Annotated in this window: 15 protein-coding genes; 13 read left to right on the forward strand and 2 right to left on the reverse strand. The window is 34.2% G+C overall.

Features of this window, described 5'->3' with window-relative positions; translation table 11 throughout:
* Window positions 1-52 precede the first annotated feature (52 nt).
* From F0527_RS01320 to F0527_RS01340, 6 genes are all read left to right on the forward strand, one after another.
* A complete protein-coding gene (locus tag F0527_RS01320) occupies window positions 53-937 on the forward strand; it encodes a tyrosine-type recombinase/integrase (protein WP_150284881.1) in 885 nt (294 codons plus the stop codon).
* A gap of 463 nt (window positions 938-1,400) precedes the next feature.
* Window positions 1,401-1,532 carry a hypothetical protein gene (locus F0527_RS17315; protein WP_255475993.1) on the forward strand — a complete coding sequence of 44 codons (132 nt, stop codon included), beginning with the start codon at window positions 1,401-1,403 and terminating at the stop codon, window positions 1,530-1,532.
* 3 nt (window positions 1,533-1,535) lie between these two features.
* On the forward strand, window positions 1,536-1,928 hold the full coding sequence (locus F0527_RS01325; RefSeq protein WP_150283507.1) for a hypothetical protein: 393 nt from the start codon (window positions 1,536-1,538) through the stop codon (window positions 1,926-1,928).
* A gap of 157 nt (window positions 1,929-2,085) precedes the next feature.
* Complete coding sequence (locus F0527_RS01330; protein ID WP_150283508.1) at window positions 2,086-3,906, forward strand: DUF927 domain-containing protein; 1,821 nt, start codon at window positions 2,086-2,088, stop codon at window positions 3,904-3,906.
* Between the two features lie 119 nt (window positions 3,907-4,025).
* Entirely contained in the window at window positions 4,026-4,907 is an 882-nt protein-coding gene (locus F0527_RS01335) for a tyrosine-type recombinase/integrase (RefSeq protein WP_150283509.1), read from the forward strand.
* A 12-nt stretch (window positions 4,908-4,919) separates the two neighbouring features.
* On the forward strand, window positions 4,920-5,660 hold the full coding sequence (locus F0527_RS01340; RefSeq protein ID WP_150283510.1) for a hypothetical protein: 741 nt from the start codon (window positions 4,920-4,922) through the stop codon (window positions 5,658-5,660).
* A 65-nt stretch (window positions 5,661-5,725) separates the two neighbouring features.
* Here the strand turns inward: F0527_RS01340 and F0527_RS01345 are convergent, their stop codons facing one another.
* Window positions 5,726-6,418 carry a hypothetical protein gene (locus F0527_RS01345; RefSeq protein WP_150283511.1) on the reverse strand — a complete coding sequence of 231 codons (693 nt, stop codon included), beginning with the start codon at window positions 6,416-6,418 and terminating at the stop codon, window positions 5,726-5,728.
* Between the two features lie 618 nt (window positions 6,419-7,036).
* Here F0527_RS01345 and F0527_RS01350 point away from each other — a divergent pair.
* From F0527_RS01350 to F0527_RS01380, 7 genes are all read left to right on the forward strand, one after another.
* A complete protein-coding gene (locus F0527_RS01350; RefSeq protein ID WP_150283512.1) occupies window positions 7,037-8,971 on the forward strand; it encodes a hypothetical protein in 1,935 nt (644 codons plus the stop codon).
* A gap of 324 nt (window positions 8,972-9,295) precedes the next feature.
* Entirely contained in the window at window positions 9,296-9,520 is a 225-nt protein-coding gene (locus tag F0527_RS01355; protein WP_150283513.1) for a hypothetical protein, read from the forward strand.
* A gap of 336 nt (window positions 9,521-9,856) precedes the next feature.
* The gene (locus F0527_RS01360; protein ID WP_190323356.1) at window positions 9,857-10,327 is read left to right on the forward strand and encodes a DUF4879 domain-containing protein; all 471 of its coding nucleotides are present in this window, start codon (window positions 9,857-9,859) and stop codon (window positions 10,325-10,327) included.
* 25 nt (window positions 10,328-10,352) lie between these two features.
* Window positions 10,353-11,033, forward strand: coding sequence for a hypothetical protein (locus tag F0527_RS01365; protein WP_150283515.1), 681 nt, complete (start codon window positions 10,353-10,355; stop codon window positions 11,031-11,033).
* Between the two features lie 414 nt (window positions 11,034-11,447).
* On the forward strand, window positions 11,448-12,851 hold the full coding sequence (locus F0527_RS01370; RefSeq protein WP_150283516.1) for a hypothetical protein: 1,404 nt from the start codon (window positions 11,448-11,450) through the stop codon (window positions 12,849-12,851).
* Between the two features lie 40 nt (window positions 12,852-12,891).
* Entirely contained in the window at window positions 12,892-17,415 is a 4,524-nt protein-coding gene (locus F0527_RS01375; protein WP_150283517.1) for an endonuclease, read from the forward strand.
* Window positions 17,416-17,923: 508 nt separating this feature from the next.
* Window positions 17,924-18,712 carry a DUF7669 domain-containing protein gene (locus F0527_RS01380; protein WP_150283518.1) on the forward strand — a complete coding sequence of 263 codons (789 nt, stop codon included), beginning with the start codon at window positions 17,924-17,926 and terminating at the stop codon, window positions 18,710-18,712.
* Between the two features lie 113 nt (window positions 18,713-18,825).
* On the opposite strand, the gene F0527_RS01385 is transcribed toward F0527_RS01380, so the two are convergent.
* The gene (locus F0527_RS01385) at window positions 18,826-19,860 is read right to left on the reverse strand and encodes an acyltransferase family protein (RefSeq protein WP_223823503.1); all 1,035 of its coding nucleotides are present in this window, start codon (window positions 19,858-19,860) and stop codon (window positions 18,826-18,828) included.
* Window positions 19,861-20,032: the final 172 nt, after the last annotated feature.

A 20,032-nucleotide genomic window follows, 5' to 3' on the forward strand; every position in this document is an offset into this window, starting at 1 on the left:
ACAAGAATCCTAAACTAACACAATGGTTTAGGGTTTTATTTTTTTGAAAGGAATGATAACAGTGAAAGCACCTATTGAAACATTTCAACAATGGTTAGTAGAAGAAGGCAAAGCAGTAAAGACAATTGAATCTTATGTGAATGATGTAAAGAAGTTTGAAGCCTACAGACAGGAACATAGCCAATGTGAAGAGTTTCTCACACGTTTTTTGTTTGTACGTTACAAGCAACATTTACAAGAGAACAAGTTTAAAGTAGCAACCATTAACAAGAAGATTAATAGTTTAAAGGTGTATAACGATTTCCTACAGTATAAAGGCTATGTGAATGACAACTACATTCAATTGAAGAAGGATAAGGTTGTAATTGCCAATGGTAGTGAGCATACTGTGACAGCACTAACAGAGGAAGAAGTAGAGCGTTTTTTATTCTACCTAGAAGATAAAGCAAAAGTAAGTGAACGGAACCGTTTAATAGGTTATCTATTACTGTACACAGGCGTTCGAGTAAGTGAGTTAGTAGGCATTCATTTAGAAAATATTAGTCTAATGCCACCAACCATCATGATAAAAGGTAAAAGGGGGAAGATACGTGAGATTAGCCTACGACAAGATGTATTAACCTATTTGAAGGAATACTTACAAGGGGAACGAGAGAAAAGTTCATTTAGTAATAGTCCTTACCTTCTTGTCAGTCAAAGAGGTGAAAAATTACATCGTGATGCAGTTTGGAATTGGTTGAGTCATGTTTCAAAGGAAATAAAAATACATCTTCACCCACATTTATTAAGACATTCTTTTGCCACCAGATTACTCCGTAAAGGTGTAGATATTACAACTGTTAGCAAATTAACAGGACATGCAAGTGTGAACATGACTGCAAAGTATTACATTCAAACATCAAGGGAAGAAAAACTAGCAGCAGTTGAACGTTTATAAATGATATAAGTTTTTCTTATACTAAAACCCTGTAAAGCCCGCTTTTCCGTAGTTTTTCGAAAGAAAATCTATTAACAACAAAAAAGACGTTAAAAATGATTCGTGTGTACTACGAAGTGTTTTACCTCTACAAATCACTAGTTGGGAAGGCTTAGTCCCCAATTACATAGGGGTTATGCAAGTTTTAAGGCTCAGTCCACCATAATTGATATTTTAATGATTATTTTAATGTAAATTGTTATAAAATAACCATTTATTTGTTAAATATTTATTATCAATAGTGGGAATGCATCAATAATATATAGGTGGAGTATAGGAGTATTGAAATATTGAAATTGTATACTTATAATTGAGTAGAAGTTTAAATAACACATCAAAATATATTCCATAAGAAGTACAACTAAAGGTGCGTTGTTATTATTCTTCAAGCTTCAAAATTAAAAATGAAAGGGTGCAAACTTCTATGAATAAAAAGAATCAAGCAAAAAAGATGTGTGAACACAATCGATTGTTGGATAAAGAACTTATCCAACAATTAGGGTTTTATGAAACATGCCAAATAAGAGGACTAATTGGAAAAGGAAGAGAGGTGTAAAACATGCAAGAGTATCATTATTTACTTACTGAATCACAACGTCTTTTACAAGACCCCAAGGATTGTAACTGCTTCTGGATTGAAGGATATGCTTTATCTATTACAACAATACATAGTAAAGAAAGAATTAATATAGTTGAGTTTTCATTAGAAAATGGAAGGTTTCTTTCATTTCCATTTGCCTTAAAAGAGGGAATGAATAAAAACTATCAAAAATTTTCAACAGCTATACGTATAAAACCATCTAAAATAAAAATTCCAGAAGATGTATTGGTGAAAAAGCTTGGTTTACTAGTTTCGACACAGATAGAAAACGGTATAGAAAATTATTATTTGCATAATATTTGTCCACTAGAAGAGTTAAAATATAAGACAAAAAGATATTGTGGTTATTAGTAATATATATAACATAAATGAAATTTGACATATTAATAGAACAAAAGCAGATAATATGTTTGGGAGAGATTAAGCTAAAAGGCTTCAATGTATACAAAAAACACAGAATATTCTGTTATAAATTAAAAGTAATCGTATTTAAATGGGGGAGAAATGAATGGTAGTTAGAAGAGTAAGAAACATTACACCAAACGTGGATAATAAAAAAGGAGATAATAGTACATCGTTTGAAAAAAGTATTTATTCAAATCCATACTTTGAAATGCAAAAACAATTTAACCGATTGAAAGGACATACAAGTATCAGTTATTTGATGGGGGAAAAAGGAATTTTTCAGATTAAAGATAATGAAACTATATTTATTTCAGATCCAATTTGTGTACTTGAACGTTACAAGCAGAGTGAAGAAGGAACAGTCCAAGTGAAGCTAATGTATAAAGTAAATAATACCTTTCAAACACGCGAATTCCCAATGAGTATTCTAGTTCCTAAAAATATTGAAAAGCTAATTGACTATGGTTTTCCAATTCAAGCGAATAATTATAAAGCGTTATCAAATTTTCTAATGCAACAACAATATATAGCACCAATGCTACGACATTACACAGATGTTGGATTCTTTGAAGATAAAGAATGCAAACAATTAGTCTTCGGAATGAATGAGATAATTAAGGGCAATGATACAGAAGGAAGAATGCCATTTGTTTTTGATAGTGAGAATGCTAGCTTTGATTTAACACCTGCTGGTAACCTAGTTGAATGGATAACTATGGTAAAAGATGAAGTAATCGGACATACACCGTTAGAATTCATCCTAGCTTGTGGTTTCTCAAGTGCTATTGTCGGTTATCTCTATCAGAAAGATTATCTAACTGATACATTGATGATTAATTTAACAGGTGATTCCACAAGCGGGAAAACAACTGCGGGTATGTTAGCAGTCTCTATATTTGGTGCACCAACGAAAAAGCAAAAAGGGTTGTTTACTTCATGGAATGGTACATCTAATGCTATCTTACAATCACTTGTTGGTAACTATGGTGTACCTTATCTCATTGATGAATTATCTATGAGTAATGAAGGAGATTTTTCTTCGTTCCTTTATAGTATTGCGGATGGTCGTAACAAAAAAAGATTAAACAAAGAACTTTCATTCCAAAACACTGGTGGTTGGGCAACTACTATTTTCTCAACAGGTGAGTTGTCTATCCTAAGCAAGTCAGCAAATAATACAGGATTAAAACTGCGAGCACTCGAATTTTCTAATGAACAATGGACAACTAGTGCTGAGAATTCTAACAATATTAAAGAATGTGTGATGAAAAATTACGGACATGCTGGAAAAGAATTTGTAAAATACATACTTAAAAACCCGTCAATAATTGATAATTTATTGCCTTTGAACATAAAAAACTTCACTAGTATACTAACAGATTCACCTTTTAAAGAGAGAATGGCGAAAAAATATGCCATCATTCAGCTTGCTGCTGAATTAGCAAACAAAGTCTTTAATTTTGGCATAGATATCGATAACTTAAAAAATTTTATTGTTGAAAGAGATGCTATGCTTGCTGAAAGCAGAGACATTGGCAAAACGGCATGGAATCGCATGCTCGAGTTTGTTCAACAACATCAAAATCAGTTTATTATCGGTAATGTTCCTAACTATTCACAAGAAATTGTAGGGAAAATTGTTGGTGGCAAACCAAAGCTAAAAGTTAGCATCCTTAAGAATGTATTTGAAAAAGCTATGCATGATTTTGGTTATCAAGATACACAAACCATTCTTAAAAATTGGAAGAAAAAAGGCTGGCTTGATTACGAGGGAGGGCGACTTACAAGCAGAAAGCAAGTGTTTTCAAAAGAGCAACAAGATCAGAGACAAGCTATATTAGGTGTGGATGATTTACCAAAAAAACCAGCTGATACTGTGTACACCTTGCTTGTCGATGCAGAAGACTTACAATTTAGCAGTTGAATGTTAGTGTAGTAAAAAATCACAGCTTAGTAGCAATCTATATCATTGTTACTAAGCGTCTTTAATTCACTTTTGAGATAGATATTATTTTATTGAATCAGCTTAAAGGAGAGATTACAATGACAAAAAATTTACTTATTAAACACGCAATCGATATTTACATGAAATATCTTTCACAAAAAGGTATGAGCAAAGAAACCGCTAGAGGTTACCGAATCGACATTGAACAATTTGCTCGTTACATGGCACAAAAAGAAAATGGTCCAGTGTTAGTAAACCGGATTGCACAAGTAGAAGTAGAAGATTTCATTCAGGAAGCAAGAGTTGAACATAAATGGGCTGCTAAAACTGTGAACCGCAAAATCAATTCATTGGCTAGTTTCTTTAAGTACCTGTCCAAATATAAAGAAGTAGACGAAAATATCATGGAAAATGTAGAACGTGTCAAAGTACCATATAAAGAACGTACATTTCTAAGTACCGAAGAAGTCATGCTAATTTTAAAACACATTAAACATCCAACCGCTAAAAGCTTTTTGTACACAATGGCTAACACAGGGTTACGGATTACCGAGTGCATTCATTTACGTTTACAAGATGTAGACTTCGACAAACGAATCATTCATGTCATTAACGGTAAGGGAGGAAAAGATAGAAATATTCCAATTAGCGAATCCCTGTACAACAATCTCCAACAGTACTTAAAAAATGTTCGACCAGAAGTAGATTCATTGTACTTCTTTGCTTTACAGAAAACAGGATCCATTAGTCGTCATTTAATCAATAGCACACTAAAGGAAGCATGTGAAGAAGCTGGCATTCAAAAAACTGTCACAAGCCATGCATTTCGTCATTCCTTTGCAAGTGCATTAGTGAAAAATGATGTCCATGTTGCAGTCATTCAACAATTACTAGGTCATGCAGATTTACGAACAACAACAGTTTACTTGCACGTACAAACAGAGGACATGCAGGCAGCGGTAAATACATTAAGTTTGTAGGAGAGATTCATCATGACAAATTTTAATCCAGAAGTGTACGAAGATGAAAAAGTAGCAACCGTTTTACAAATGCTCAAAAAAGGTTACTCACAAGATGAGATTGTTGAGTTCTATGGAAATAAAAATTGGAAGTCCATTGATATGTACTTTAGACGGAAAGGATTCCGTTGGAAGGATGACACGTTTGTTCCTTATAATGAAGAAAAGGAAAAGGAGAGAAAAGAACGACTTGCAAGTGTACAAGTTGAACTAACAAAGCCAGCTAAAATCATACGAGCATTGGAAAAAGAACATGCGGACATCTTAGAGGTTTCCGTTAAAAGTGGTTTTAGATCCATTGAAGAACTTGGACAGTACATGATGAATAAAGGGTACAAATGGGATAGTGAAAAAGAAAATTACATTGAATACTTTCCAGAACCAGAAGAAGAATCCCAAGGCAAACAAGGTTCCAATGTTGCAACTGTATGCGGAACCAATCCGCAATTTGAAGCCATTCTTACTTACCTCGTTAAACATGAAACACAACTAAAAGAATTACTCGAAACAGAAGAAAAACAACTTCCTACTTTTAAACTTAGAGGAGGAAACGCTAACAAAACTCTCACCATGAATAATCGCATTATTGCACTGCTAGTTGATTACAGTGATGAACACAACATGACACAAAAGACCATTGTAGAAACAGCCCTCATTGAGTTCTTCCAAAAGTACGGGTACAAGGAAGAAGTGAACCGACTGTTTCACCCTTGAAGAAGCGGACAGAACCCCGCTTCTTTTTTTGCTAGGACAAGGATTTCCCGTAAAACCCTATAAATTTACATTGTTTCTTTGCTTTTAGTTTTGAGTAGAAAATCTATAATTTTGTAATAGGTTGCTAATGAATAAACAGCAATTCCAGGTATTAAATAGAGGTATTCTGATATTGTACTTAAATCTTTTGTTTTAATAGGAGAAGAATTAAAATTACTTTCAATTGCTGTATAAGCAGAATTTGCTAATAAGAGCACTGTAATGAGAATTGTTAATATATCTGCTATTTGACCAAGTAAAGGAGTGTCCAATTGACTCCTTTTTTGATGAGATGTACTAATTTTTAGATTGAAAATTTGAGATAAATGACTATCTACTTTTGTAAATATATCTATTTTTTTGAGTAACCAGTAAAATAAGACCGTCAAAATAAAGCAAACTCCAATAAATAGAGTAAATTTTGTTCTATCAAGATTTCTTAAAGAAAAAATATCAAGTACTTTTAATACTAATAACCAAGGAATAAAGGTTACTAAAAAGCAGATAATTAATTGATTCAATGTTTCTAAAATATGTAAAATTCTTTTAGATTCAAAAGTACTGAAAATAGCCCCTTCTACAAACAAATCAAATATTAAAATAAAGAAAGAAATAAGAAAAAAAATAACTAATTCTTGTTTGAATAAGTAAAATATCAAAGGAGAACTTAATGATATTACTAAATAAATTAAAGTTGCAATTTTAGGATTCAAAGACATCTTTTTCACTCCAATGTTATGTAATAAATAATTAATACCGTCAAGTTCTGTTAACGCTATTTACCTTTATTTTTTCGGTTGTGAATTTGAATATATAATAGTAGAAACTCTAATTTTTTATAAATATATTGGGTAGAATGGGAGTTTCCTTATGTTTCATCAGAAATGGATGGGGAATTTATTGGGGAATATATGAGAGTAGCTCTACAATTTTGTAGACTCTACAGTTTAACTACTTTTCCTAGATAGAATAAAAAAATACTAGAATCTAAATAGATTTTCATTCGAATGAAAAAATTGGATGTTCACAAACCCATGTGCCACAAGGAATTGCTAAAATGAAATTAACAGACGAAACATTCTGAATTATAAGCGATTAACGGTACTACTGTTAAAGTTGCATTTAACAAAGCAGTAGACAAAACTGAAGCTGAAAAAGCTGGTGTAGTAGTAATTGAAGGTGTAACTACACTTTCAAAAGGCGAATTATCAGAAGATGGTAAAACTTTAACATTAACTTCAACTGAAGCTATTAAAGTTACAGATGCAGCAGTAGTAGTTAATCCAATCAAAACTAAAGCTGACGATAAAGTTTCTACTGAAAAATATGTAAGTAAAATGACTTATGAAGATAAAGTAGCTCCTTCAATCGTAAGTGTTGAAGCTAAAACAAACGGAACTGTAGCAAAAACTGCTACTATCCAATTATCTGAACCAGTAAAAGCTGGCGCTCTAGTAAAAGTAGACGGTGATTATGCTACAGTAAAATCGTTCACAGGTACTACTTCGGATACATTAGAATTAACTGGTTTAAATCTTGAAGCTGGTAAATCTCATACAGTTGAATTAATCAATGCAGAAGATGTAGCAGGTAACAAAGTGGTTTCTACTACAGCTACTTTCACAGTATCAGTAGATGCAGCTATCCCAGTTGCTACAGTATCAGCTGGTTCAAGCGATAAAGAAATTTTAGTAACTTTCAACAAATCAATGGATGAAAGTACAGTGAAAAATATTACAGTTAAAGATGAAACTCTTGCAAATGTTAATGTTGGAGCTATTAAAGCAGTAGAGAATACAAACAGTACACAATTCTCACTTACTGTATCAGATGCTATCTTTGCAAATAAAGATAGCCGTACATTCAATGTAGTATTACCTAAAGATATGGAAGATAAATTAGGTAACAAAACAACTGAATCTGTACAAAAAGTAACATTAACTAAAGATGCAGCTAAACCAGTAGCAACAGGCTATAACGTACTTAAAGATAAAGACGGTAAAGTTGAAGCAATCGAAATTAACTTCAGCGAAGGTTTAAAAGAAGCATCAGTAGCAACAGGTACTACTTTACATGCGGCAGCTTCTTCAATCGTTGATGCAAATGGCGTTCTTGATACTACTACTTTTGTAAACTTTACATCTCAAGCTGTAAAAGCTGGAGATAAAAAAGTAGTATTTAAATCAACAACACCTGTAGCTATAACAGGTCAATATGCTATCTCATTCAATAATGAATTAGTAACTGACTTATCTGAGGCTGGTAATAAATCAGCAGCATTTAACTACACAATTGATTTCGGTAAAGGTACACAAGCTACGGAATTTGAATTAGATTCTAAAAATGCAACATCAGCTTCTAACAATGTTATTACTGTGAAATACCCAGAAGCAGTTAAAGGTGGAGCAGTAGCTGGTTCAGCTACTGATGTAGCAAACTATACATTAGCTGGTAAACCACTTCCAACTGGTACTACTATTACTCTTAACAAAACACAAGATACTGCAACAATCACACTACCAGCAGAATCTATTGTTAAAAATGACCAAGCAGCTGTATTCACAGTAGCAAACGTTAAAAATACTGCAGGTACAAAAACTTTAAAAACATATACAGGTACAGTAGAAGTTAAAGATAATGTGGCTCCTAAATTACAATCTGCACAACTATTAGCAGACGGTAAAACATTTGTTTTAACATATGATGAGAATTTAAGTTCAGATCTAACTGGAGATGTAGCTTCTGCATTCAAATTCACTGAAGATGGCAAAGAAGTAACAGTATCTGGAGCAGTTATTAAGAGCGTAGCAGGTAAAACATTAATTGTTGAAGCTCAAAAATCGGTTAATGAAACAACTCTTGCAGTAAAAGCACCTGCAAATGGATTCTACAATGGAACAACAACTGCTTATACACCAGTAGCAGGTGATACAATTGTTAAAGATGGAACAACGTACAAATATGTCCTTAAGGATGGGAAAATTGTAGATAACGGTGGTACTGGCGATGTAATCGCGGAAGCAGATGGCTTCTATAATGACACAACAACTGCTTATACACCAGTAGCAGGTGATACAATTGTTAAGAGCGGAAAAACATACACTTATATTCTTAAAGACGGCGAAATCGCAGCTGAAAAAACAGAAACAAAAACAGTAAACTTTGACACTACTAAAACTGTAACAATCGAAACAGTTGCAGCTAAAGATAAAGTTGAAGATGCTACAGGAAATGACCAAAAAGCAGAAGTTAAAGTTACAACTACTCGCTAATTATTACTTTTATTAAATCCACCCTTACCTTATTGGGCGAACGGATTCAAGACTCCTATCTTCTACGGAAGATGGGAGTTTTTTTGTTTCATAGATAGCGTTTGGATTCTCTTTTTAAATATATATTATTATATTGAATTCTAGCTCTCATGTATTCGTATATGGGAGCTTTTTTCGTTAGGAGGGAATGCGAATGATTGCTCTTAAAGTAATATACAAGTACTTAAAAAGCGATTACTTTTAAACAAGCCTAAAAAGGTAAGGGCTTTTAAGTAATCGCTTTACACGTCTATTTCAAGGTTTTAATTGAAAAGGAGAATCCAAATGGAAGAGATTTTTGTGAAGGAATGGTTTTCTAAACAACTAAGACAGATATTTCATGTGTACCCACAAGCATCTAATATAGCAATAGAGGTCTTTGATTTAAAGCATTCAGTCTTAGAACAGTACATGCAAGTGACTAAAAATAAATGGAATTTAAAGCTAGTTAATAGTGCTTACTCTTGTATACATGATGATATTCAAAATAATAATCTAAAATCTAACTAATTATTAAATCCATCCCTTTCCTTATTGGGCGAACAGATTCAAAGATAGAGTTTGGATTCTCTTTTTAAATATATATTATTATTTTGAATGAACAATTCTTAAAGCAACAAAGGACGTCAAAAAGCGATTCCTTTTCAAAGCGCTTATAAAAGTAAAAAGGAGTATGAGAAATCCTTATATATATATTTCAAAGTTTTAAAAGAAAATAAAAATCCAAATAGAAGAGGTTTTTGAAAAGAGTGGTTTACAAAACAATACAAGGTGAACTATTAAAATTTCCCAAAAACTATTAATATTTTACAAATATAGACGATGTTAATATTAGTAGGGATAATTATGAAAAAAATATTCAGTCTATTATTAATTTTTGCCGTTGCTTCTGTTTCCATTTTATTTAGCTCATTTACAGAAGCTTTTGCAGGAACAGCAGCACCTATCACAAAAGTATCTATTGATCGCATTTCATCAGATGGGGTAAATTGGGAGTCCTTAAATGATTCTACAGGTAATTCTCTTGCAGTTAAACCTATAGAAGGTGATACGGTTTATTTTAGAGTTACCTACACTGGAATCTCTAATACTAATATCTTTTATAATGATACTTTAAATATTACTAATAGCGGTGTAATTAATTATCAACAAGTACCAATTACTGATTCTGCAAAAGTTGTTGTAGGTTATCAAAGGTATTATTCAATTCCAGTAAGTGCTTTTGAAAATGGTTACAAACTTAGAATTCATAGCTATAGTGCTGCAGGTCCCAAACAAGCGGATAGTAACACAGTTTTCTTCAGTTTAGCTCAATGATTTTTGCTTATAAAGAGGTGGAAATATGATACAAAATGTACAAAATACCGTAACTTTAATTAGCAATATAAAATCTTCATCTAGAAAAGCAGAAGTTATTGGTAATGTGGACAATTTAGATTCTACACCCAAAAACGAAGTAATAAACACAAAAAAAGACCCAATTATGCACAAAGGTGTCGATATTTCAAAGTTTGATACTGCAGATGTCGAGCGTTGGGATCAAATGATTAAAAACTATGATCCTATGTTTCTTTCATTTTCCATAGTTGCAACCGAATCACTTGATAATTGTAAACCAGGAACAGTTTCAATGAATTTTTATGATTTCTGTTCAGCTATTGAATCAGGACAAGTTATTAATGAACAGAATGCACTGAACGGAAAAATTGTTTACTCAGAACAAAAAGATAGTCTTGAAAACAAAATAATGAATATCATTGATCAATATGGACAAGTGAATAGAGACCAAAACAATAAAGTGTTGGATATTATAAAGAAGTGTTATGATCTTGGCATGATGACAAAGGATCATGGTTTATTACTTCCATCCGAACTTAATGCTATTAAACAAAAACAAAAGTATATTGAGCAGCCAGTGTTTCAGACTAAGCAATCATTAAGCAATCTAGCAGAAAAACAAATCGAGCTACAAAACATATATAAAAACCAAGTGATTCAAAATTCTTACCATAATTCTATTTAAATAAAGCCGTAGTATAAACAATGTTTATGCTACGGCTTTTTATTGTTCTGAAACTAGTCAGTAATTATACTGCAGGCTTGTATCAGAAATCTAAATCAGATCTTAGCGGAAGTAAAATATCTATAGTTTAGGAATGAAAAGCAAAAAGTACTAGAAATCAACCCACATGCATCCGAACATGTGAGTTTTTTAATTAGAGAAAGATTCTCAATTTATGAGTTTTCTACCAGCGACATATAGTTATCTAACTAACGAATTCTTTAAATATATTACTAATTGTAAATATTGAGTTTTTTATTGAAAAGGAGGTGGAAAAATCTATTTCTATAGTAAATAATTAAGATATTCACCAATTGCTGATTTTCGTGTAATTAGCTAAGTGAAAATAAAACCCATTCAGGAGGATTTTTATTTGTGACAAACTACAAATTTGTTAAACCTGCAGCAGCCTGTGTTATTGGTGCATCCCTATTAACTACTTCAATGATTCTTCCGGTTGTAGATGTTTCAGCAAAAACGGCTTATAAAGTGAATAGTAAGGGTAAGCTTGTCAACGCAAAAACGAACAAAGTAGTAAAAGGTTACAAAACGTACAAGGGCAAGCTTTATAAAGATGGCAAAAAGTTTACAGGCATTTATAAAAAGAAGTTTTACTACAAAAAGGGCGTTAAAGCTACGGGCACTTACAAAGGTGCGTACTACTCCAAAGGAATTAAAAAGGTAACAACCGGTCTTTATAAAGGAAAATTCTATAAAAATGGTGCTCTTAACGTCGGTCTTACTTTATACAAAGGTAAATACTACTTTAATGCGTCGTTAGCAAATGGTCCGATAAAAGATAAAAACGGGGAAATCAAATCCTATAAGAATGGTTTGGCTGTAATTTACACTGTAAAAACAGTGCCTACAGTTTATGTATTAGCTGATTACACGCTTGCTTCATCGGCAAAGGGCTCAAAATATACATCAGACGAGCCTGTAGTCGTAGCTTCAACAAAAGCAAAGAAGACTACTTTAAAAAGAGAAAAAGGCGAATACACAGTTTCATCTGCACCTAAATTAGATGCTGCTTTCTTTAAAGACAAGAGTGGAAGTAGTATAACTTCCAAAACAGTTAATCGAATAGTTTCAATTACTGAAACAGGCGAGAAAATTTCTGTTCCGGTTACTTACTCGATTGAACCAGCAAAAACAATAAAAGTAGAAACGTTTAAAAAGGGAACTAAAGAACAAACCTCAAAAGTGAAGGTATCTGGTAAAGTAACAAAGCCATATGGTCTATCAGATCTATTAAAAGCTATTGATTTTAAAACAACGGATCAATACGGGGTGCAATCAGAGCCGTTAACAGCTGCAGATGAAGTGACATTCACAGCAGTAACTGGAAAGGCTCAATTTACTAACAACACTTCTAAACATGCAACAGTACAAGCTGCAACAGCAGGTTCGGTCGTAAATGCTACTGTCACGAAGGACGGTAAATCAGTAACAGTAGAATTAACATTTGAGTATGCATTTGATAACACTCCAAATAATGGAGGGGGGAGCGGCACTGAAGATGGCGTAAAGGTAGTTTCTCCAACAGAGTTTACTGGAACCTCTGAGAATCCAAAAGTTTTTAATGGCACAATTCAAGTAGACATCACTAATGTTGAAAAGTTAGAGCATGCCACTATTAATGGGAATTTGATATTAACAGGCCAAGCTAAAGGTATTACATTTACATCGATTAAGGTAAATGGTCATTTAGATGCTTCTGGTGTCAAAGGCAGTAATATTTCTTTTGATGGCATTGAAGTAGAAGAAATTACGCTGTAATTCTTTAAACAAATACTGATTAAGAAAGGGACTAGTTTAAATGAATAAAAGAAAATGGAAAAAGCCATTCAACGCATTTTTGTCGACACTCTTAACAGCAAGCATCTTAACACCAGCCCTCCCTACATCGGCGGCTGTAACAGGTAAAGCTTCGGAATTAATTATTTCTGAGTACATTGAGGGAAGTAGTAGCAATAAAGCAATTGAACTTTATAATGGGACTGGATCTCCAATTGATTTAAGTCAGTATTCCCTAGAACTCTATGCAAATGGAGCAACTACAGCAACTGCAACATTAAAACTTAGTGGAAGTATTAAAGCTGGAGATACGTACGTTATTTATAATAATAATGCGAATGAATCGATAAAGAGTAAAGGGAATCTCGCTAATTCAACTGTTATTAATTTTAACGGTGACGATGCTGTCGTATTAAAAAAAGTAAATAGTATCATTGATTCGCTTGGACAAGTAGGCACAAAAATCAATAATATGGCGGATTTAACTTTAGTTCGAAAATCTACTATTACGTCAGGCGATACCGTTATTGATGATGCATTTGAGCCAACTAAAGAGTGGGATAAATTCCCGATAGACGATTTATCTAACCTTGGCAAGCATTCAATGGATGGTTCATCAGTAGAACCAGGAAACCCTTCTCCAGTTGAGATTAAATCAATCGAACAAGCAAGAGCGCTACCAATAGGCGATACGGTCACAATCAAAGCTGTGGTAGCTGCGAAACTTAAAAATACAATCTCTGTCCAAGATGAAACGGGCGGAATAGCCGTTCGCCCAGCTACATTAGATGCTGCAGTGGGTGATGAAGTCACTTTGACAGGCAAACTAGCAGACTACAAGGGATTATTGCAGCTAGACGGAGCACAATTGGTTGAGAAGAAATCTAATGTAGGGTCACCAACGCCTAAAGCTGTTACAGGGGCAGAAGTAACTGAAGAAAATGAATCACGCCTAGTAAAAGCTAAAAATATTAAAATTTTATCTGTGGAAGATGGCAGTACGTGGGCGAACTATACTGTGACAGATGGTACTACTGAATTTGTCGTACGTGATGAGGCAAAAACATTGAATTTAGCTGTTGGGAAGACCTATGACTCCATCACAGGGATTGTTCAGCAATTCGATAATGTATACCAAGTCATTCCACGTTCCACATCAGATATCGTTGAAGATGCGAGTGTTGTTCAGCCTATCACACCATCAGTGAAAGCTGGAGCAGTGGCAAAAGGTACTGAATTAGAACTCACAACTCCGACTGAGGGAGCAACCATTTATTATACAACGGATGGAACAGAGCCTACGAAATCAAGTAAGGTATATAGTAAACCAATTACGATTCAAGATAAAATGACAGTAAAAGCGTTTGCTGTTAAAGATGGTTTGAAAGATAGCCCTATTGCTTCGTATGAATATACTGTTTTTGATTCAGCAGAAGGAATTCAAATTCATGATATTCAAGGAGAGTTACATGACTCACAAATGAAAGGTAAGACTGTTTCAGGAATTGAAGGTATTGTCACATATATTTATAAAATCGGAAGCGGCAACTACTTCCACATGCAAACGCCAGATGCTAAAAAAGACAACAATCCAAAGACATCAGAAGGGATTATTGTCTATACGGGTAACACAGCAGCGAGCGTAAAAGTTGGGGATCTTGTCAGTGTAAATGGTAAAGTAGATGAATTCCAAATTGACGGCTATGCTGACTCTAAAAAAGAGACAGATTTATCTGTCACACAGCTTAATGCACGCAACGACCAAGGCGGGAAGGTAGGCGTGTTGAAGAGTAATGTCACCCTTCCAGAACCGGTAGTTATTGATCGTAATAATCTGCCGTCTGAAGTAATTGATAATGATCAATTTACTGAATTTGATCCACAGGAAGATGCGATTGATTTCTGGGAATCTCTCGAAGGCATGAGAGTGCAAGTAGGAAATGTAAAAGCTGTAGGGCCTCAAGATCATGGTGATTTGGTTACTGTTCTAGAAGACAGAAAAACAGATACCATTCATGGGGGTGTCTTGTATACAGAGGATAATGCAAACGCAGATCGTATTCAGTTTAAACTGTACGATAATACACAAGCGAGAGATTTTAAAGTGGCGACAGGCGATAAATTTAAGGGGCCTATTACTGGGGTAGTGAACTACGGCTTCTCGAATTACAAAATCTACGCTGATTATGATTATATGAAAGCAAAACTTGTGGAAGGTGATTCGAAACCGGAAACCACAACAATTGTAAAAGAGGATGACAAATTAACCGTTGCTTCTTATAATCTAGAAAACTTCTCTAACAATACAAAAGAAACCTCTGAGGACAAAGCTGGCAAATTGGCTCGCGCGATTGCATCAGATATGAAAAACCCTGATATTGTTGGTGTAACAGAGGTTCAAGATAACAATGGTTCTACTGCAGGAGATGCTGCTGCTGATCAAAGCTATAAGCGTTTAATTGCTAAAATTGAAGAAGCAGGTGGCGTGAAATATAACTATGCTAATATTGACCCGGAAAATAATGCAGATGGTGGTGCACCGAATGCGAATATCCGTGTCGGCTTCTTGTATAATCCAGACCGCGTACAATTAACGAAAGACATTCCAAGTGGCGATGCAACAACAGCAGTAGATTATAAAGATGGAAAGCTTTCATTGAATCCTGGACGAATTGATCCTACAAATCCAGCATTTGATAATAGCCGAAAACCGCTAGCTGCACAATTTGACTTTAAAGGTGAAAGTGTTGTTGTCATTGCGAATCACTGGAACTCTAAATCAGGAGATACACCATTGTTTGGCTCATCACAGCCGCCTAAATTAGTAAGTGAAGTTCAACGCCATAAAATTGCAACGATCGTGAGAGACTTTACAGAGAAAATTAAATCTGACAATCCAGATGCAAATATTGTCTCAGTAGGTGATTATAACGATTTCCAATTCACTGATTCGTTAAAAATACTGGAAGGTAAATATATGACGAATATGATTAATAAAGTGGAAAAATCCGATCGTTATACGTACGTATATCAGGGGAATTCACAAGTGTTAGACCATATTTTGGTATCCAATAACTTAGCTGACTCGGCGAATATCGATATTCTTCATATTAATTCAGATTTCACTGACATGGCTGGTCGTGCGAGTGACCATGATCCAGTAATGGTGCAGCTAGATTTAGCCGATAGTTCTGGCGGGGATGATCATGCTGAACAGATTGTTGCTGACAAATCTTTCAATTTTACAAAAACAAAAACGAAAAAGCTAACAATCGCTTCTCCAAGTGTTGGGATGAATTTTGTAAGCGGTAGTATTACAGAAGGAATCATCATTAGAAGTTCACAATATGCAGAGCTTAAAGGCCCAGGTTTCGCAGGTAAGGGCTTTGAAGGGGCAACGGTAACAGTCAAACCTAACAAGGCTGGTTTGATTATCAACTTCTCAGGACTAGCATTGGAAAAAGTTATTATTGATGGTCCTAATGTCAAGGAAGTCAGAGGAGCAGAAAACCTAAAAAATATCGAGTATATAAACGGTGCGAACCCTGAAACAATTCAGTTTAGAGATTCAGAGGGCAAAAAAATAGAGCAGCCTAATAAACCAGCAGAAAACAATGCACCAGTAGCCAAAAAAGGTTTTGATAATCAAACGATAACAGCTGGAAAAAAGCTAAACTTTTCTTTGGCAGATTATTTTCTTGATCCAGACGGAGATAAACTAACCTTCAGTTCTACGATGGGCACTATTAACGGTTCAGAATTAACGTTAGATTTGCCTACTGGTACACATTTAGTGGCTGTTACAGCTTCAGATGGTAAAAAATCTGTTACTTCTCGTTTCAGCGTAACTGTGACAACTGCCAATGCTACGGATCAATATTATGGCGATGCTATCGGTAAAGAAGGGCAAGCGTTAAAAACGGCATTGCACGATATCATAGATGATAATAAAGTTCTTTCATACAGTGAAGTATGGGATGCTTTGAAAATCACTGATGAGGATCCAAAAAACAAAAATAATGTCATCCTTCTTTATACAGGTGAATCTCGCTCAAAGGATAGAGCCGGTGGCAATGCGGGCGATTGGAATAGAGAGCATACATGGGCTAAATCCCATGGCAATTTCGGGACGAGCAATGGTCCAGGTACAGACATTCATCATTTACGACCAGCCGACGTTCAAGTTAACGGGTCAAGAGGTAATCTAGATTTTGATAACGGTGGAAACGCAATCAACGGTTGTTCTCTTTGTAAAAGGGATGGCGATTCTTTTGAGCCACCAAATGACGTAAAAGGGGATATTGCAAGAATGCTCTTTTACATGGCTACTCGTTATGAAAAGGGTGACAGAGTTGACTTAGAATTGAACGATCAAGTCAACAATGGAACAAATCCTTACCATGGCAAACTATCTGTTTTAAAGCAATGGAATAAACAAGATCCGGTAAGTGACTGGGAAAAACAACGAAACGAAAAAATATTTAAAATACAGGGGAACCGAAATCCATTTGTTGATCATCCTGAATGGGTAGAAGCTATTTGGTAAATAAGAAATTCATGGTGTAAGAATTCAGAAGAGGCTGGGGCAGTGCGACCAAAGCCGAAGATGGTTATAGTTAAGTTAAATAATGAAAGCCGAACTATTGAAAAATGCTGTACTAGCATTTGGATAATAGTTCGGTTTTTTTAATTGCACTAGGATTTTTTCCTTTAATAGGGTATCGAATAGGTGAAGAAAATTCGTTTAGCTAAAAATACTGTTCTTTTTTTATTGAACAAGCGATTAAAACCTAGTGAAAGTATCATATAAGGATATATAACCTTAAAAAAATCCTAACTGGTAATAATATGTGTAAAATGTAGGTTATTATTCACTTTATTTTTATAGTAAATTAATACTTATTACCTTATAATGAAAATATATAAGGTAATAAATACCTAAAAATGTGATGTTGGCGCGTACGGTTTTTTAAAACGAAGTTTAACTTTCTGCCGATAAAATCAATTCAATATAGTTTTCTGGGAGACGAATTATAAGGGAGGATTTGTTTGAAATGCAGGATTTGAAAAATAAATTTAAATTTATTTGTGATATAAAACCTTTGAGAGACCATAATGGGAATGTTGAAAATTTTGAGGTACATGTCGAAAATAATAATATTCAAGGGTTATCCTTGAATAAATATGGTCAGGGGCCGTTCTGCAAATTCTCTATCCCAAGTGATATACAGCAAGCGGGTTTATATGCAATCGCTTTAAATAATGAACTTGTCTATATAGGTGTATGCGAAAGTCTTTCGCGAAGATTTAATAAGGGATACGGCATGATTTCACCAAGAAAATGCTTTATTGGAGGAGAATCTAACAATTGTCGTATAAATCATCTAATTTATGAAGCGAGCCAGGTAGCTCAAGAAATTAAACTGTATTTCTTGGAGACAGACAACAAATTTAGTATAGAATCAGCCTTAATTGCGAAGGTAAATCCAGTATGGAATATTTCGAGCGAAACAAAGCGATCAATAGTTTTGGAAAGTAAGAAGCTTGTAAGTGAAAGCGTAAAATCAAGAAAATCAAGGCAGAAAACAAATTGTAGGGATGAGTTACTTTCAGCCGTCACGTCATTAGTGAAGGATAAAGGGAAAAATGAATTTACAATCAATGAAGTGATTGAGTATATGAATAAGTTAAATACGAAATATAAAGAATCAACGATTAGAACGCACATCGCATCGAGATGTTGTGTGAATGCTCCGAGACATCATGTAACTGTACATAATGATTTTAGACGGATAGGCAAGGGGGTTTATGAATTGCATGATCTGGAGGAAAGTGAACTCTAATACGAGATTATACTTTTATCTAAAAGAAGCTAAACAAAGTGGAGAAATGATGGTTGAGTAGATATCGTTATATATAAAAAAACAAAGCCCCAACACAAGGAAGGGCTTTGTTTTTATTGTCTAACTACTTTTTCTTGCTTCTTAAATCGAACATAAGAAATGGACTGAATTTTAATAAGTATCCATCCGAAGCCTTTCCAGGATAGGAGTACTGTTAAAATGGCTGCGAAACATAGATATATTTCTAACCAATGGTTAGGTGAAATTTTAGCTAAGTAGTCATTCAAGTGATAATGTTGATAAATAAATAGGATAAAACGATGCAAGAAATAAACTTGTAGAGATCTTACTCCTATTACTGTATACCATGTTTTTTTGTTAGGCATGATTGCCATAACGGCTAAAGAGACAATCGTCGTCACAATCATTAAACCTAGACGGATAAAACCACCCATGACCGGCAGGCCGGCAACTACATATGCATTACGACCTGATAATAGAGGACGTAAGCCATAAATCAGATCAATATTGAAGTAGATAAAGGCTATCGTCAATAAGAGAATAATGCCACTTGTTATGCGAACAGATTTTTGTTGTAAAAAACTCGCGAGTTTTTGCGGATTTGTATAGTAACCCGCCATAAAGAAAGGTAGATAGACTATAATCCGAGAAGCGACTAAAAAATCACCTACTTCTTTATCATAGCCAACTAATAAGGCTAATACTGTAGTGCCAATGAGCACATACTTTGGTTTGAATTGATTTAAGAAGTAACCTATGCAAAGCCACGCTGCCATGGCAAACATAAACCATGATACGCCATCTTCAGAAAACATGGTTAAGTCATAGCTCTCACTTCCAAACCATACATGAAGCATAAGATACAGCACTATTTCCAATATAAAATAGAGCAATAAGAAAGTCAGTACTCGATCAATTCGAAATGGCGATTTATTAATAGTAGATTTACTAAATAAACCGGCTATAAAGATAAAGAGAGGCATATGGAAAATATATATAAAGAAAAATAGAACCTGCATATTACGAGAGATATCAGTATAGTAGTCAACGAAGTGCCCGAGAACTACTAGAAAAATCAATAAAGCTTTTGAATTATCAAAAGTAAAAACTCGTTCTTTAACACCCAATACGTAATTCCTCACTTTCATTTCAACTATCTATTATATTATTGATATAGTAGATAGTTTGTAAATTATGAAGCTAGTTTGCGCATTATTTCATGTTGGTTCTAAAACTAATCTAAAAGGCAGAATAGTGACCTAAAAAATAAAAGACCCATCTGTGAGAGTGGGACTTCTG

The organism is Rummeliibacillus sp. TYF-LIM-RU47, from assembly GCF_008638315.1.
GTDB classification, from domain to species: domain Bacteria; phylum Bacillota; class Bacilli; order Bacillales_A; family Planococcaceae; genus Rummeliibacillus; species Rummeliibacillus stabekisii.